The 16,559-nt window shown below is 50.3% G+C and carries 13 protein-coding genes; 9 read left to right on the top strand and 4 right to left on the bottom strand.

The window, feature by feature from the left end:
- On the bottom strand, positions 1–4,744 hold a 4,744-nt coding region (locus B472_RS16395), incomplete at its 3' end, for an S-layer family protein (protein WP_019425167.1).
- Between the two features lie 365 nt (positions 4,745–5,109).
- Between B472_RS16395 and B472_RS16390 the strand changes: the two genes are divergently transcribed.
- The 9 genes from B472_RS16390 to B472_RS17020 are packed head-to-tail and all read left to right on the top strand — an operon-like array spanning position 5,110 to position 13,913.
- Positions 5,110–6,885, top strand: a complete 1,776-nt coding sequence (locus B472_RS16390; protein ID WP_081504888.1) for a tetratricopeptide repeat protein — start codon at positions 5,110–5,112, stop codon at positions 6,883–6,885.
- Between the two features lie 6 nt (positions 6,886–6,891).
- Complete coding sequence (gene rfbF, locus B472_RS16385; protein WP_026039160.1) at positions 6,892–7,665, top strand: glucose-1-phosphate cytidylyltransferase; 774 nt, start codon at positions 6,892–6,894, stop codon at positions 7,663–7,665.
- Positions 7,662–8,747 (top strand): CDP-glucose 4,6-dehydratase, encoded by a 1,086-nt coding sequence (gene rfbG, locus B472_RS16380; protein WP_019425163.1) that lies wholly within the window; start codon positions 7,662–7,664, stop codon positions 8,745–8,747. Before rfbF ends, rfbG begins: the two co-directional genes overlap by 4 nt.
- The gene (rfbC, locus tag B472_RS16375; RefSeq protein ID WP_026039158.1) at positions 8,744–9,295 is read left to right on the top strand and encodes a dTDP-4-dehydrorhamnose 3,5-epimerase; all 552 of its coding nucleotides are present in this window, start codon (positions 8,744–8,746) and stop codon (positions 9,293–9,295) included. The genes rfbG and rfbC overlap by 4 nt, the downstream gene beginning before the upstream one ends.
- Complete coding sequence (locus B472_RS16370) at positions 9,292–10,515, top strand: class I SAM-dependent methyltransferase (protein WP_019425161.1); 1,224 nt, start codon at positions 9,292–9,294, stop codon at positions 10,513–10,515. The genes rfbC and B472_RS16370 overlap by 4 nt, the downstream gene beginning before the upstream one ends.
- On the top strand, positions 10,512–11,615 hold the full coding sequence (locus B472_RS16365; protein ID WP_019425160.1) for a DegT/DnrJ/EryC1/StrS family aminotransferase: 1,104 nt from the start codon (positions 10,512–10,514) through the stop codon (positions 11,613–11,615). Before B472_RS16370 ends, B472_RS16365 begins: the two co-directional genes overlap by 4 nt.
- Positions 11,612–12,256 (top strand): acetyltransferase, encoded by a 645-nt coding sequence (locus B472_RS16360; protein WP_081504887.1) that lies wholly within the window; start codon positions 11,612–11,614, stop codon positions 12,254–12,256. The genes B472_RS16365 and B472_RS16360 overlap by 4 nt, the downstream gene beginning before the upstream one ends.
- Positions 12,257–12,276: 20 nt before the next feature.
- A complete protein-coding gene (locus B472_RS16355) occupies positions 12,277–13,059 on the top strand; it encodes a cephalosporin hydroxylase family protein (protein WP_019425158.1) in 783 nt (260 codons plus the stop codon).
- A 14-nt stretch (positions 13,060–13,073) separates the two neighbouring features.
- Positions 13,074–13,913, top strand: coding sequence for a hypothetical protein (locus B472_RS17020; RefSeq protein WP_133176128.1), 840 nt, complete (start codon positions 13,074–13,076; stop codon positions 13,911–13,913).
- Positions 13,914–14,064: 151 nt separating this feature from the next.
- On the opposite strand, the gene B472_RS16350 is transcribed toward B472_RS17020, so the two are convergent.
- From B472_RS16350 to B472_RS16340, 3 genes are all read right to left on the bottom strand, one after another.
- On the bottom strand, positions 14,065–14,877 hold the full coding sequence (locus B472_RS16350; RefSeq protein ID WP_026039157.1) for a flagellin: 813 nt from the start codon (positions 14,875–14,877) through the stop codon (positions 14,065–14,067).
- Between the two features lie 137 nt (positions 14,878–15,014).
- Positions 15,015–15,836, bottom strand: a complete 822-nt coding sequence (locus B472_RS16345; RefSeq protein WP_019425154.1) for a flagellin — start codon at positions 15,834–15,836, stop codon at positions 15,015–15,017.
- Positions 15,837–15,992: 156 nt separating this feature from the next.
- A complete protein-coding gene (locus B472_RS16340; RefSeq protein WP_019425153.1) occupies positions 15,993–16,397 on the bottom strand; it encodes a flagellar protein FlaG in 405 nt (134 codons plus the stop codon).
- Between the last annotated feature and the right edge of the window lie 162 nt (positions 16,398–16,559).

Raw genomic sequence — 16,559 nt, 5'->3', positions numbered from 1 at the left:
GGCCAGACAGCTGAGCGGTGGTCAGTGCGGCCACATCAGCGGTTTGGATGGCTTGGATCTGATCGGTGCCCATGGCGTTGAGCTGAGCGGTGGTCAGGGCTCGGACCTGAGAGGTACCCAGGCTGGTGACTTGACTCGAGGTCAAAGCGGCCACGTTGCTGGTGGACAGGCCAGACAGCTGGGCCGTGGTCAGTGCGGCCACATCGGCGGTTTCAAAGGCTTGGATCTGATCGGTGCCCATGGCGTTGAGCTGAACGACGGACAGGACGCTGGCTTGGGCCGTGGTCAGGGCCGCCACTTGGGCTGTGCTGAGCGCTTGGATAAATCCGGTGGTCAATCCTGAAATCTGACCGGTGGTCATATTGGCCAGATCAGAGGTTTCCAAGGCGGCCAGTTGATCGGTCGTGAAGGATGCAATCTGCCCGCCAGTCATTGCCCTGAATTGGCTGCTGGTCAAAGCCTCTATCTGAGCGGTGGTCAGATTTGACACTTGTGTGTTGGTCAATGACGAAACTTGAGAAGTCGTCAAAGCTTGTACTTGCGAAGTGGTTAACGCTGTCAAGACGCTGGTAGATGCAGCACTGATTTGAGCCGTGGTCAGGGCTTGAACTTGGCTGGTCAGAAGAGCAGCCACATCGCCGGTTTCCAGCGCATTGATTTGTGTGGCACTCAAAGCTTGCAATTGCGACGTGCCAATGGCTTTGACCTGGTCAGAAGTCAAAACAGCCACGTTGGCAGACGAAAGACCGGCCATCTGGGTGGTGGTCAGCGCGGCCACGTCGGCGGTTTCGATGGCTTGTATCTGGTCACTGCCCATGGCATTGAGCTGTGCAACCCCCAAAGCGCGGGCTTGTTGCGTGCTGAGTGCCGCAACTTGAGCCGTGCTCAGCTTGGTGATTTGATTGGTTGTGAGGGCGGATACCTGCGCAGTTGTCAGGGCTTGGACTTGCGATGTGGTCAGCGCTGTCAAAGAATCTGTCGAAAAGTCCCGGACCTGTACGGTGGTCAACGCCTGTATTTGATTTGTCTCAAGCGCTGTCACTTGGTCTTCAGACAAGCTGTTCAATTGGCTGCTGGTCAGGCCCTGCAACTGTGAAGAGTCAAGTGCTTTGACCTGGCCAGAAGTCAAAGCTGAAACAGTGTCAGTGCTCAATGCGCTGATGACTTTGGCATCAATTTGAGCCACATCGGCCGTTTGCAAAGAGGCGATCTGCGTACTCGACAAAGCATTCAGCTGGGTTGCACTGAAGAAGCCAACCTGTTCTGTGGTCAATGCCTCCAAGGAAGCCGTGGTCAAACCAGCCATTTGACTTGGGGTCAAGGCTCGAATTTGTGTGTTAATGAGGGCTTGGGTTTGTCCTGTGGTCAAAGCAGACAACTGGGCCGTACCCAGTCGAGCGATTTGAGTACCACTGAACCCAGCGACCGCGCTGGTTGCGATTTTGCTGATCTGGTGGGTGTCCAAAGCATCGATCTGCTGGACTTTAAATCCCGAGACCTGCGCCGAAGAGAGTGTGGCGATCGCATCGGTTTTCAGGTTTGCAACCTGGTCGGTAGACAAACCGCCCAACTGAGATGCCGACAAGGCCGCCACTTGGGTGGTCGTCAACACGTTGAGCTTGTCGGTGGTCATGCCTTGGAGTTGATCGGATCGCAAGGCAGCGACCTGGGCAGTACCCATGGCCACAATATCCGCTGTATCAATGGCGTTGATCTGGCCTGTTGACAAGGAGCGCAGGGCAGTGACATTGATGGCCGCAACCTGCGCACTCGAAAGGGCTTTCACGCTGTCGGTGGACAGGCGAGAAATGTGTGCCGCACTCATGGCGCTGACTTGCGCTGTACTCAATCGCTGTAATTGCGTGGTGGTCAAACCGCCCACCTGATCGGCCTTTAGAGCCGCAATCTGATCTGTCGTCAGTTTCTCCAGGTCGGCTTGTTGCATCGCATTGAGTTGCTCGGTACTCAATGACTTGATTTGGCTGGCCGTCAGTTTGGAGACTTGATCGGTCGTCAGGGCTTGAACGGCAGACGTGCTCAGGCCTTCAATCGCCTGGTTACTTAATGCAGCAAGACCTGCTGTTGTCAAGGTGGAAATAGATCCCAAAGCATTGATTTGCGTCGCTGTGATGGACGCAAATTGGCTGGTCGTCAAGCTGTTGATGTTGTCACTGCCCAACGCCGCAAACTGTGCGGTGGTCATGGCGGTGACTTGGGATCCTGTCAGCGACCTGAGTTGGTCTGTACTGAGTCCACTCAGTTGAGCCGTGGTCATGCCGCTGATCTGGCTGGCCTTGAGGCTGCTCAATTGTGTGGTGTCAAGTGCCAGTACATCATTGCCCATGGCCTGCAACTGCTCGGAGTTGAGAGATTGCAATTGTTTTGCATTCAGCGCTTTGACCTGATCGCTTGACAGGGCTTGTACATTGCCTGTGCTCAATTTGCTCAGCGCTGATTCATTCAGGGCGGCAACGTCAGCTGTCTCCAGGCTGCCAATCTGTGCAGAGTTCAAGCTGTTGAGTTGCAGGGCGGTCAAATTTGCCGCTTGCGATGTGGTCAATGCCTTGATGTGATCGGTTGACAGGTTGGCCATCTGTGCGGTGCTGAGCCCGCCAATTTGTGTTGCCGTCAAGGACTGAAATTGCGTGGTGGTCAGCGCATTCAGTTGGCTCGTTGAAAGCGATTTGATCTGCCCGGCCGAGAGTGCAACCACCTGGGCCGTACTCAGTGTCACAAGATCAGCTGTCTGCAGCGAATTGAGCTGGCTGCTGCCCATGGACTGCATTTGCTTGTTGGTCAGATTGGCCACTTGGCCAGTGGTGATCGCCTGAATGGCAGTCGTTGACAGTTTGGAAAATGCGTCCACATTGATCGACGAGAGCGCTGTGGATGTGAGCCCCGCGATTTGCGCAGAGCTCATCGCGTTGAGCTGTGTGGCAGAAAAAGCTTTGACTTGATCACTGGTCAAAGTAGCCAAATTAGCGGTGGTCAATGACCCCATTTGCGCCGTGCTTAACCCGTTGATTTGCTTGGCGCTCAGGCTTTGCAGCTGGCTGCTGGTGAGGTTGTTGAGCTGTTCTGTTGTGAGTAGTGCGACTTGATCGACGCGCAACATGTTCAGTTGCGCCGAACTCATGTTCACCATATCGCCCGTCTCAATGGCTTGCAATTGAACACTGGTCATGCCGTTCAATTGTGTTTTGTCCAAAGCCTTGACTTGGTCTGAACTCAGGGCTTGCACAAATGCGGTTGACAGTTGGCCCGCTGCAGCACCGGAAATGGCGGCGATGTCTGCGGTCTCCAACGAACTGATCTTGGGAGTCAACGCATTGAGTTGCTCTGCAGAAAGCTGTTTGACCTGTACGGTGGTCAAAGCTTTGATGTTGTCGGTGGACAAAGCCGCCATTTGGGTGGTGGTCAGCTCACGCACTTGCTTGCCTTCCAGCGCGCTGAATTGGCTGGTGGTCAGTGCATTGAGTTGACCAGTGCTCAAGCCTTTGATTTGGTCTGCCGTAAGTTGCTGAATTTGGCTGCTGCTCATGTTCGCCAAATCGGCCGAATCCATGACATTGAGCTGCGCCGTGGTCATGCTCCGAATCTGTCCTTCAGCAAGCGAGGCCACTTGGTTGGAACTCAGCGCCTTGACCGAATCGGTCGAAAGACCGGATGTGGCGTCTGCAGAGAGTGCGGCCAGATCGGCCGTCTCAATGCTGGCGATTTGGGTGCTGCTCAGCGCATTGACTTGCACTGCGCTCAGGACCTTGGCTTGGTTTGTCGTTAAAGCCTTTAATTGGTCCGTACTCAGTGCGGCCATTTGTGAGCTGCTGAACCCCCGTATCTGATTCTCGCCCAATGCCTGAATTTGTTGGGTTTCCAACGCTTTAACCTGTGCTGTCGTCAGCTGGCTGATTTGATCTTGCTTGAGTTGCGAGACTTGGGTGGTGCTCAGTGCCGCAATGTCGGCCGTGTCCAAGGCTTTAATTTGTGTGGCCGTGAGGCCTTTGATTTGTTGCTCTGTCAAGTTTCTAACTTGCGTGGAGCTCAGGGCTTGGATTTGTGTGGTCCCCAAGGCGCTCAAGGTTGAACCCTTGATGGAGGCCAAATCTGATGATTCCAAAGACTGAACCTGCGCCGAGGTCAAGCCATTGAGCTGGGCTGCTGTCAAGCTTTGAAATTGAGCAGTGGTCAGTGCCTGCAGCTTGTCGGTGGTCATGCCGCCCAGTTGGGTGCTGGTGAGGCCTTTGAGTTGGCCATTGCTCAAATTTTGAAGTTGCTGTGTGCCTAGTGCGTTGATTTGAGTCGTGCTCAGCCCACCAATTTGCACGTCCTTCAGGCCTTGCAGTTGACTGCTGCTGAGGGAGGAAACAACGCCCGTGGTCAGGGCGTTGAGCTGTGCGGCTGACATGACAGCCATGTCTTTCGCGTCCAGTGCCGCGGCATGGGCGGTGGTGAAGGCATTGAGTTGCGCGGTGGTCAGGCTCGCTATCTGACTGCCGGTGATGGCTTGTAGTTTGTTTTTGTCGTAAGTCAGCAGGCCATCACGGAACTGAGAAGGATCAAAAGCACCAATTTGATTGGCGCTGAGTTGTACAAAGTCCTCAGTTTCTATGGCCCCAATTTGCGAGCTGTTCAGTTGGCTGATCTGGGAGGTGGTGAGTTCTTTGATCTGAGTGCGCGAGAGCGAAGCCACATCTGCCGTAGTGAGGCTCGTGACATTGAGACCGCGAATTTCGGAAGCGGACATTGAGCTGATGGATGAGACCATGAGAACCCCTTAAATATATGGCGAGCAAAGTCACTGGGTGACTGGCTTTACAAAATCTTGGCGAGAACTGCTCGCCTAACTTGTGCTTATCTGTCGTATCGGCTGCAGTTTGTTGAACTTGAGTAAAAAACAGAAGAATCTGACTTTCATGACCCTTAAATTCAGCAAGACTGCGGCAAATGGAGTCTGAATGTCGGCAGTTTCTTGCCGCATCGGTACTTCAAATTGTCGAAAAAATGACTTTTCCGGCGAATTTGAATACGCAATGGCTCCATTAACTGGCATTCATCTTGCATGTTCCGTGCCATGTATGAAAGGCCAGTCGGCCACACCGAGGAAACCCTATGAATGCCCCACTACCGCTTGAATTGATCTCGCGTAACATGCCAATGATGGAACCCGAACAAGACATCGTTGCCTTGCTCCAAGCGGGTGGCATGCCGCTTGCCAAGATGGTGCAACACGCCGAACAACTCCAATCCGATGGGCATTCGTTGGCCGCATCCAACCTTTATGCCTTGTGGCTGACCCACCATGAGGATCCTCGCAAGCACTTGGTCTGGTTTAACCATGGGTCTTTGCTGCAGCAAATGGGACAACTGGCCCAAGCGCAAAATGCCTATGAACAGGCCTTGGCACTTTCGCCGGATTTTGCCCAAGCCCATATCAATTTGGGTCTGGTATTGGAAAAGCAGGGCCAGACGGTGCAAGCCATTGCCGCTTGGGGTAAGTTAACGGGTCAGCGGTATGCCAAAGAGCCTGTTGCCCCAGACATGCTGACGACAGCGCTGAACCACATTGGCCGATTACACGAAAACAACAAAGATTACCGACAGGCCCTGGAAGCACTGGAGCACAGCTTGTTGATCAACCCCAAACAATCCGGCGTGATCCAGCACTGGGTGCATATTCGCCAAAAAGCGTGTGAGTGGCCGGTTTACAAATCGCTGCCTGGCATCAGCAAGAATGACATGATCATGGCCACGTCACCCTTGGCCATGCTCGCATTGACCGATGACCCACTGATGCAACTGCTCAGTGCCCACGCGTTTGTGGCCCGCACCTATGGGCTGAAAGAAGAGTATTTGTGCAAGGTCAAGGAATATCACCACCCTAAAAAACGGATCGGCTTTGCCTCGGGGGACTTGCGTGAACACGCCGTGGGGTTTTTGTTGCCCACGATGCTGCAAGGCCTGGACCGCGAACGCTATGAGGTGTATGCCTACGACTTCACGGTTGACGATGGTACGGAACACCGCACACAACTGTTAAGCATGTTCGACCATGTGCGGCCCATTCAAAAATTGACCGACCGGCAAGCGGCTGAGCACATTCTGGCAGACGAGATTGATGTGATGGTCGACTTGCATGGCCTGAGCTCTGGTGCCAGGCCAGGTATTTTTGCCTTGCACCCTGCGCCCAAGCAGGGCACTTATCTGGGTTTTATCGGCACAACGGGAATGCCTTGGTTTGATTTTGTGATAACGGATCGTAATGCGATGCCGCCAGAACTTGCTGAGTTTTTTATGGAAAAGCCACTGTATGTTGAGGGCAGTTTCATTCCCTTGACACCACCGGAAGAAAATTTGCAATTGGTGACGCGGACAGAGGTGGGTTTGCCGCAAGATGCTTTTGTGATGGGTGCATTTGGCAATGTGTATAAGATTACACCGGAAATGTTTGCGGTGTGGATGAAATTGCTTAAAGAAATTCCAGACTCGGTGCTTTGGTTAATTGATGACAATCCAACAACAACGGAAAATCTGAAAAACCATGCACGATTATCCAATGTTGATATGTCTAGAATTAAATTTTCGACTAGAACTGGACATAAGGAGTTTTGTGCACGATTAAAGCTATGTAATATTTATCTTGATACTTATCCTTATAACTGTGGTTCAACATCGAATGATGTGATTAGAGCTGGGATACCACTGATTACACAATTCGGGAAAACGATGGTATCGCGAATGGGATTGAGTATTTTATCCAGTACAGACGAAAATATTTATTTAACAAACAGTTCCAATGATTACTTTGAGAAAATAATTAATAATAAATCCAAATTCACATGCAAGCCCGCAAAAATTGCAAATTTTAATATAAACTTTAATTTTTAATTTACTATGAAAGCCGTAATTCTTGCCGGCGGTTTGGGAACCCGAATCTCTGAGGAAACACATTTGAGACCCAAGCCCATGATAGAAATTGGGGGGCGTCCAATTCTTTGGCACATCATGAAGATTTACTCGTCACATGGCGTCAATGATTTCATCATTTGCTGTGGCTACAAGGGCTACGTGATCAAAGAGTATTTTGCCAACTACTTTTTACACATGTCGGATGTCACTTTTGACATGAGCAGTAACCAAATGGAAGTCCATCACAAAAAAGCCGAGCCATGGCGCGTGACACTGGTGGATACGGGCGATGACACGCTCACAGGGGGACGCTTAAAACGTGTCTCAAACTATGTGCAGGATGATGAAGCCTTCTGCTTCACTTATGGCGATGGTGTAGCGGATATTGATGTTTCTAAGCAAATTGCTTTTCATAAACAACATGGCAAGCTTGCGACGGTCACAGCGGTGCAACCGCCTGGGCGTTATGGTGCGCTTTTGCGCGAAGGCACCAGCGTTCAAGGCTTTCAAGAAAAACCACCAGGTGATGGCGCATGGATCAACGGGGGGTTCTTCGTCTTGAGCCCTAAGGTGATCGACTTCATTGAAGGAGATCAAAGTTCCTGGGAAGGTGCACCCATACAAGCAGTTGCTCATAAAAACCAACTGGAGTCCTATGAGCACCGGGGTTTTTGGCAGCCCATGGATACCTTGCGCGACAAGAATCAGCTTGAAGACTTGTGGTCAACGGGCAAAGCACCATGGAAAAATTGGGAATGAAACTCTTCGGTGATGTTTACCGCGGCAAGCGCGCCCTTGTGACCGGTCATACCGGTTTCAAGGGAAGTTGGCTGAGTCTGTGGCTCAGCCAATTGGGTGCAGAGGTGGTCGGCATTTCCTTGGCGCCAGAAACACAGCCGAACCATTGGAGTTTGTTGGGCCTTGAAGCGAGTGTTCAGCACCACGAGATGGACATTCGCCAAACGACCGAGGTCGCCAGAGTGTTCAAGGCAACCCAACCAGAAGTGGTTTTCCACTTGGCGGCCCAACCCTTGGTGAGGCGTTCGTACCGCGACCCACTTGAGACTTGGTCTACCAACGTCATGGGCACAGCCAGCGTGATGGAGGCTTGTCGCCAGTCCCGCAGCGTTCGAGCCATATTGGCTGTGACCACAGATAAGTGTTATGAGAACCAAGAGTGGGCCTGGGGCTACCGAGAAACCGATCGATTGGGTGGCCATGATCCTTACAGCGCGTCCAAAGCGGGTTCTGAATTGGTGGCAGCGAGTTACCGCAGTGCGTTCTTTCATACCAATGGTGCGCCATTATTGGCCACGGCCAGGGCGGGCAATGTGATCGGCGGGGGTGATTGGTCTGAAGACCGTTTGATACCCGATCTGGTTCGCGCCATGGCTAGCCAGCAATCGCTTGAAATTCGATCGCCCAACGCCTCTCGTCCTTGGCAGCACGTGCTGGAGTCCCTAAGTGGTTATTTGCTCTTGGGGCAAAAGCTCATCGAAGGCGATAAAAATTTTGATGGTGCTTGGAATTTTGGCCCAGAGCGCAGCGGCAACCGCACGGTGGCAGAGGTGTTGAACAGGCTACAAGCTCATTGGCCTGAAATGCAATGGCAACAGACGTTGGCGCCTCAACCTCATGAAGCCAACTTGCTTTACCTAGACAGCGCCAAAGCCCATGGTCAACTGGGTTGGCAATCTGTGTGGAATCTGGACACCACCTTGGAAAAAACCGCAGATTGGTATCGCAGCTTTCTGGATAAGCAAACAACGATCAGCACGCAACAATTGGCTCAATATGTTGAGGCTGCCCGAAGTGCGCAAGCGGGGTGGGTCACGCCATGAAAATTCTCCCAACACCCATGGCCGACTTGGTGGTGGCTGAGAGCAAATCTTTCAAAGACGAGCGTGGTGCTTTTGCAAGGTTGTTTTGTGAACAAGAGCTTTCGACCGTTATCGGCCACAGAAAAATTGTTCAAATCAACCACTCATGCACTCAAGCTGTGGGAGCGGTTCGCGGCTTGCATTTCCAACATGCTCCGCATGCGGAAATGAAGCTGGTTAGGTGTTTGAAGGGCAAGGTTTGGGACGTGGCGGTAGATTTGCGCCCCCGATCCCCCAGCTACAAACGTTGGTATGCACAAGAACTTTCTCCGCAAAACGCACACATGATGGTGATCCCTGAGGGGTTCGCTCATGGCTTTCAGGTGTTGGAAGCAGGCAGCGAGTTGTTGTACTTGCATACGGCCTTATACAAGCCCGATTCTGAAGGCGGCGTTCGCCATGACGATCCTGCTCTGGGCATAACTTGGCCTTTGCCCGTCACCGATATCTCTGCGCGTGATTCCAGCCACGCCTGTATAGACACCACCTTTAGAGGAATTGTTTTATGAAGTGCCGGCATTGTGGTGCGTCACTGACGCATACGTTTTTAGACTTAGGCTTTGCGCCGCCGTCCAACGCTTACCTCACCGAGGCCGATCTGTCCAAGCCAGAAAAATACTACCCACTCAAGATCAAGGTATGTGACCAATGCTGGTTGGTGCAGACCGAAGACTACGCTCAAGCCGACGATTTGTTCAGCCCTGAATATGCCTACTTCTCAAGCACCTCATCGGGCTGGCTGGCCCACGCAAACGGGTATGCAGAGAAAATGACCAAAGAGCTGGGGCTCAATGCTCAGAGCTTGGTCATTGAGGTGGCCTCCAACGACGGGTATTTGCTGAAAAATTTTGTGGCAGCAGGCATACCTTGCTTGGGCATTGAACCCACAGACAGCACGGCCGCAGCTGCTGAGCAGTTAGGGATTCCTGTAATCAGGGAGTTTTTTGGGAAAGCATTGGGTGAACAGCTGACAGCCAAAGGCCAACAAGCCGATCTGATTGCGGGCAACAACGTGTACGCCCACGTGCCCGACATCAACGACTTCACGCGTGGATTGAAAGCTGCGCTCAAGCCGGGTGGCACCATCACACTTGAGTTCCCGCACTTGCTGCGATTGCTGGAGCAAGCCCAGTTCGATACGGTGTACCACGAGCATTTCTCGTACCTGTCCTTGCAAACAGTCAGTCGGATTTTTGCTGCAGCAGGGCTTCGGGTCTGGAATGTGGAAGAGTTGTCTACCCACGGTGGTAGTTTGCGGGTTTACGGTTGTCACCAAGATGATCCACGCTCAACTCAGGCTGCTGTGAGCAGTGTGTTGAAAGCAGAGATCCAGCATGGCCTGCAAGACTTGAATACGTACCTGAAATTCCAGCCCCGTGCAGACAAGATCAAAGACGACTTGTTGAGTTTCTTGATCGAGCAAAAGCGATTGGGTAAAAAAGTGGCTGCCTATGGTGCGGCAGCCAAGGGCAACACATTGTTGAACTATGCGGGCGTTAAACCCGACCTGGTTGAATTTGTTTGCGATGCCGCCCAAGCCAAACAAGGCAAGTTCATGCCTGGTAGCCATATTCCTATCTTGCACCCCAGTGAGATGCTGAAGAGGACATTTGATTGGGTTTTGATTCTTCCTTGGAACATTGCCTCAGAGGTGGTGCAACAAAACTCTTCACTCAAAACCAAAGACGTTCGTTTTGTAACGGCTGTACCGGAGCTTGCGGTTTTATGAAATCACGCATTCTTTACACCAAGCCGTCGATCACGGAGCTTGAAGTCCGCTACGCCACAGACGCAGCAGCCAACGGTTGGGGTGACAAATGTTACGAGTACATCAATAAATTTGAGGATCTGTTTAAACAACACCTCGGTGTGCAATACGCCATTGCGACGTCCAGCTGCACAGGTGCCTTACACATGGGCATGGCCGCTTTAGGTATAGGGCCAGGCGATGAAGTCATCATGGCTGATACCAATTGGATTGCAACGGCATCGCCCATTGTGAACCTTGGTGCGAAGCCAGTTTTCGTGGATATATTGTCAGATTCTTGGTGCATTGACCCCGAGAAAGCGGAGGCAGCCATCACCCCGAACACCAAGGCCATCGTTGCTGTGCATCTTTACGGCAACCTCTGTGACATGGATCGCCTATTGGCGATTGGTAAGAAGTACGGCATACCTGTCATCGAAGATGCCGCTGAAGCCATCGGGTCGGTTTATCACGGCAAACGAGCCGGCTCCATGGGCAAATTCGGATCATTTTCGTTTCACGGTACCAAAACGCTCACCACGGGTGAAGGGGGTATGTTTGTCACCAACGATGCCGACTTGTTTGAACGGGTACTCACACTGAGCAATCACGGCAGGGCTCGCGGTCAGACCAAGCAGTTCTGGCCAGACCTTATTGGCTTTAAGTACAAGATGTCCAATCTGCAGGCGGCTATAGGTTGTGCTCAGCTGGAGAGAATTCATGATTTGATCGCTCGGAAACGCGAAATCTTGGCGTTCTACAGAGAGCGACTGAATGGGCTGTCTTGCATAAGTTTGAACCCAGAGCCATTAGGCATAGAAAATGGTGCTTGGATGCCAACAGTGGTTTTTTCTAATGAATCAAGTATTACGAGGGAAAAACTTCAAATTGCATTTGCGGAAGAAAATGCTGATGCGAGAGTATTCTTTTGGCCTTTATCGGGATTGTCTATTTTTCCGGCAGTCAGATCAAATCATCATGCTTGGGATATTCCCAGCCGGGCGATCAACCTTCCTAGCTATCACGATATTTCCGAAGAGGATCTTGCGCGGGTGGCTGCTGTCGTTATTTCATTAGTATGACTAAAAAATTTATTTTGTGGGGAAGCTCAGGTCAAGCCAAGGTGCTTGCTGATATTATTAATTTAATGGGCGATCATGTTGTTGCATTATTTGATAATTGCAATGTAAAGCCTGCAGTTTCAGGCGTGCCCTTGATAATTGGAGAGCAGGGATTTCGCAGGTGGGCTGAAAGCCAAAAAATGGAAAATGAAATAATTTTTGGATTGGCGGCAATTGGCGGCGATCGCGGGATTGACAGACTCTCTATTCACACTTTATTTCGTGAATATGGATTTAATATACCGGTGCTCTCTCACCCAAGTGCGGTAATCAGTGAAAGTGCTTTCATTGGAGCCGGAACGCAGGTTTTATCCCAAGCCAATATTTCTGCTGGAGCTACTTTGGGAGAGGCATGCATCGTTAACAGCAATGCTTCAGTTGACCATGAGTGTCAAATTGGTGATGGGGTACACATTGCCCCAGGTGCTACGCTCTGTGGATGTGTTGATGTTGGAAGTAATGCATTTATTGGGGCAGGTTCGGTGATCTTACCCAGAATTACAATTGGCAATGGCAGCATTGTTGGAGCGGGTGCAGTCGTCACAAAAAATGTTCCGCCCGGATTGACGGTGGTTGGTAATCCAGCCAAATTTATAAACTAAACTCAAATGGAGAAAATTTAATGAATCAACAGTATGAAAATTTCAAAAACGAGTGTGATTTTGAAATAAAAAAGCAAGGAAGTAATCAGGAGGTTTTGCAATTAACGCAGGAATGGGTTAACAAGGCCAACCAACTCAAATACTCCTATCACTTTGAGTGGATGGATCGACCTATTATTCAATATCCACAAGATATGGTGGCGATGCAAGAGTTGATTTGGAAGGTCAAGCCCGACCTCATTATTGAGACTGGTATCGCTCACGGTGGTTCTCTCATCATGAGTGCATCGATGCTTGCATTGCTGGAGTTGTGTGAGGCTATCGAGACGGGGACGGTCATGGACCCTAAAACCGCTAAGCGCAAGGTGCTGGGATTGGACATTGATATTCGCCAGCACAACCGAGAGGCGATTGAAGCGCATCCCATGTCCTCACGCATTCAGATGATTCAAGGGTCCAGCATTGCGCCAGAGGTGATTGAGCAGGTAAAAGCCGTGGCCAAGAACCATCAACGCGTATTGGTCTGCCTTGACAGCAACCACACGCACGATCATGTACTGGCTGAATTAGAAGCCTATGCGCCACTGACCAGCGTGGGCAGTTACTGTGTCGTATTTGATACGATTATTGAAGACATGCCTAAAGAGATGTTTCCCGATCGCCCTTGGGGGCCTGGCGATAACCCCAAAACAGCGGTGTGGGAGTATTTGAAGACGCATCCTGAGTTCGAGATTGACAAGAGCATTGATCACAAGTTGTTAATATCAGTAGCGCCAGATGGTTTTTTGCATAGAAAAATATAATAATTTGACATTAAATGAAAAATTTATCACCCAGCAAAATCATTTATGCATGCCTGACACATGTTGATTTAATTTGTAATTTTCCATCTTATGTCAAAACCATTCACATGGGTACTTCGCAAAAAGTTGGTCAATTAAATATAAAAAATTTAAGTCCTGAGTGGGATTTGTACCATTCGATTATTGGAGGCACGGCTGGCAGCTTTGCATTAAAATATTTACTAACTAATTCTGCCGAAGATTATACCCACGTTGGTATTTGTCAATATAGAAAATTTCTTACGCACAAGAAAATTGGTTTGCAGGCTGCCAACTATCAAGTCATGGATGTTGTTAGAAATGATAAAATTAATTCATATGATCTTGAAAATATTTTGTTGCCTTTGCACTCTGATTTTATGGTAACTAAACCTGGTTTATTTAGTATAAATAATATCAACTATGGATATCTATATCAATACAAAGATGTTCACTTTGTTGAAGACTTTTTACGATTTACAGCCATTGCAGTCGAAGAAGGGGCGCTTGATAAAAATGAAGTCTGTAATTTTTTTGATGAGAAAATATTTATTCCTGGTGGAATTGAACTCGGTGTAATGCCAAAAGAATTCTGGTTAAAAAATATATCGATGCTTGAAGTCATTGTTAGGAGATGTATCAATGAATATCCTTACAGGCGGGAAGGTTCGCAAGCTCGTACATGGTCGTTTTGTTGTGAAAGACTTGGCAGTTATTTCTTAATTAAAGAATTTCGCTCTAAAGAAATAAAGCAGTTTGATTGGGTGGAAAGTAATACTGGCTTTTTAAATTTAATTGTTGAAAATGATGATGGCCATTATGTTCCAGGAGTTTAACGAATTTGCTGTGATTTTTTGAACAATATATTAGTCGTCCCTGCAAAACTCAGATCAGCGCTGGCTTGAAGTGAGTTTTGCAGGGACGACTAGTTTGGGTCTGTTCAATGGGCGGGTAAAAATCTACTTTCTTACCGGAAGCGCTTGAGGGTCAACGCAACAACCGCAAAACTGCAATCGGCGCCTGATTGGCCTGTGAGAGCATGGCTTTGCCAGCCATCTGAAGAATTTGAGCTTTTGCCAAATCCGCTGTGGCTTGGGCGTAATCGGTATCCATGATTTTGCTTCGAGCGCTGTCTAAATTGAGAGCCACGTTGCTGGACGCATCCCCCGCTTGGATCAGTCGGTTCATGGCCGCCCCCCATTTCACGCGGGCGCTGTCAATGGCGGTCAAACTTTCGTCAATGGCGCTGAGCGATGCGAGGGCATCGCCTGAGTTGCTGACACCGGCTGCGCTGAGTGCCGACAGATCCCGAAAATCAGCCATGTCCACAGATTGGCTGTCGTTTGAAGAGGCGCCGATTTGCAGGTTCAGGTTGGTCATGGTGCCGTTCAAAATTTTCTGGCCATTCCAACTGGCGCTGTCAATTGCCGCACCGAGGTGTTCGCGCAACTCAGAGAATTCATTGTCCAGGGCTGCGCGGTCATCATCGCTGTTGGTGCCGTTGGCAGACTGGATGGCAATTTCTCGCATTCGAATCAATGCGCCAGACATGCCGTTCGCCACACCGTCTGCGGTCTGAAGAAGATTCACCCCTTCGTTGGCATTTCTCATGGCACGTTGCAGGCTGATCGATTGTGCGTTGAGCTTGCTGTTGATGGCCATGCCAGCCGTGTCATCGGCGGCGGAGTTGACTCTGCGGCCGGTGGCCAATTGGACAGTTGAATCATCGATATGGCGAGACGCTTCAGTCATGGCGTGCTCTGCGCGCAATGCGCTAACGTTCGTGGCGAAACCGGACATGTCGCCCTCCTATTGTGCTGTTCTCGTGTTACAGAATGCCCAGCGTTTTGTCTCGCCCACGCAGGGCAAGGAACTCTGGCAAGAACGCCCGATCAATGTCCAGCCCTAGGCTGGTCATTGATGAGGGGCTGAAGCGCTTACTGCAACAATGACAGAACGGCCGAGGGTGCCTGGTTGGCTTGGGCCAGCATGGCCGTAGCGGCTTGCTGAATGATTTGTGTTCGAGCCAATTCGGTTGTGGCTTGGGCGTAATCGGTGTCTTGAATGCGGCTGCGAGATGCCGAAGTATTCATGGAGACATTGGCCATGTTGTCGGCGGCATAATTCAGACGGTTCATCTTTGCGCCCATTTCTGACCGGAAGGAATCAACGGTAGCAATCGCTGCGTCGACCGTGTCAAGAACGCCTTGGGAAGCCGTGTGGGTGCTCAAATCAAGACCGGCCACATCCAAACCACCTGCAGTCATGTCCTGGAAATCAATTTCGATGGCGGATGTGGCGTCGTTCTCCATGCCCACTTGAATGTTCTTTGCAGTTGCGGCAGGGGACATAATCTCCATGCCGTTCCATTTGGTGTTGGTGGCAATTCGGGTGATTTCTGCTTCCAGCTCACCGACTTCTTGTGCAAGGGCTGTGCGATCTGCTTCGTCATAAGTGTCGTTGGCGGATTGCACGGCCAACTCGCGGATGCGTTGGAGCATGTTGGTGATTTCCTGCGTAGCGCCTTCAGCTGTTTGCAACATCGAGATGCCATCGTTGGCATTTCGCACAGCCTGGTTCAGGCCTTTGATTTGGGATGTCATCTTGTTGCTGATGGCCAGACCTGCAGCGTCATCTGCGGCAGAGTTGATTCGCTTGCCTGTCGACAATTGCTCCATGGTTTTGGACAGTGAGCGGTTGTTGATTGTGAGTGAATTCTGTGCAACCAGGGACTTCACGTTGGTGTTGATAACTGACATTGTCTTACTCCTTGAGGGGCTGTTTCAAAGGTCCGGCAGGAACCAAAAAGGGAGTAGGACCTGCCGTGGTTACAGAAACTCGAATTTGATCTCTGTTACTTGATGAATCGGTTTGTTAGCTAATAACTTGAGTGAAAAAAAATGAAAATTTAGGTCTCAGGTGGTTTCGTTGTGCAACACACCTTTGAGATTTTCCAAGTGAGTGGCCATGCGCAAAAGTGTCGCATCAGGTATCTGGCGGACGACTTCACCAGTGTTGGAGTTTTTGACAGTGATGACCACGCGGTCTGTGGTTTCATCCATGCTGAAGTTCAGGTCACGGCTGCTTTCTCGCATCATGTCGTTGAGTTTTTGGATGGCTTCGCGCAAGTTTTCACGCATTTGCTCGGGCGACACGGTGGGCTCAAATTCTGGTTTGGAGGCTTCGATTGCGGCCGCAGGGTTTGGCGTCGGCACTTGTGCTGCTGCTTGAGTGGTTGCGGTGGGCGTGGGTGCACCTGCGAGCGTTGCCGGAATCGCTGCAGCTTTGGCCTGGCCTATGCCTGTGATGTCGTTTGTCATGGTGCGCCTTATCCAATCGAGGTCATCAACTTGAATTGTTGACGACTCTTTATAGGTTGTCGATCATTGAATCGACACAAGGCGCAAAAACTTGAGGTGGATTCTTGGAAAAATCCACCATCAATAATTTTTTATTGAAAAAAAATTAATATGTAAATAAAT

The sequence above is a fragment of the Limnohabitans sp. Rim28 genome, from assembly GCF_000293865.2.
Classification (GTDB): Bacteria; Pseudomonadota; Gammaproteobacteria; order Burkholderiales; family Burkholderiaceae_C; genus Limnohabitans_A.
The sequence above is the reverse complement of the archived record's forward strand: the minus strand, read 5'-3'. Positions and strand labels throughout refer to the sequence as shown.

Coding starts and splice junctions, on each gene's coding strand:
- B472_RS16355 (WP_019425158.1), top strand. CDS start 12,277: ATGAATCAACAGTATGAAAATTTCAAAAACGAGTGTGATTTTGAAATA.
- B472_RS16390 (WP_081504888.1), top strand. CDS start 5,110: ATGAATGCCCCACTACCGCTTGAATTGATCTCGCGTAACATGCCAATG.
- rfbG (WP_019425163.1), top strand. CDS start 7,662: ATGAAACTCTTCGGTGATGTTTACCGCGGCAAGCGCGCCCTTGTGACC.
- B472_RS16365 (WP_019425160.1), top strand. CDS start 10,512: ATGAAATCACGCATTCTTTACACCAAGCCGTCGATCACGGAGCTTGAA.
- B472_RS16370 (WP_019425161.1), top strand. CDS start 9,292: ATGAAGTGCCGGCATTGTGGTGCGTCACTGACGCATACGTTTTTAGAC.
- rfbF (WP_026039160.1), top strand. CDS start 6,892: ATGAAAGCCGTAATTCTTGCCGGCGGTTTGGGAACCCGAATCTCTGAG.
- B472_RS16360 (WP_081504887.1), top strand. CDS start 11,612: ATGACTAAAAAATTTATTTTGTGGGGAAGCTCAGGTCAAGCCAAGGTG.
- B472_RS16345 (WP_019425154.1), bottom strand. CDS start 15,836: ATGTCAGTTATCAACACCAACGTGAAGTCCCTGGTTGCACAGAATTCA.
- rfbC (WP_026039158.1), top strand. CDS start 8,744: ATGAAAATTCTCCCAACACCCATGGCCGACTTGGTGGTGGCTGAGAGC.
- B472_RS16350 (WP_026039157.1), bottom strand. CDS start 14,877: ATGTCCGGTTTCGCCACGAACGTTAGCGCATTGCGCGCAGAGCACGCC.
- B472_RS17020 (WP_133176128.1), top strand. CDS start 13,074: ATGAAAAATTTATCACCCAGCAAAATCATTTATGCATGCCTGACACAT.
- B472_RS16340 (WP_019425153.1), bottom strand. CDS start 16,397: ATGACAAACGACATCACAGGCATAGGCCAGGCCAAAGCTGCAGCGATT.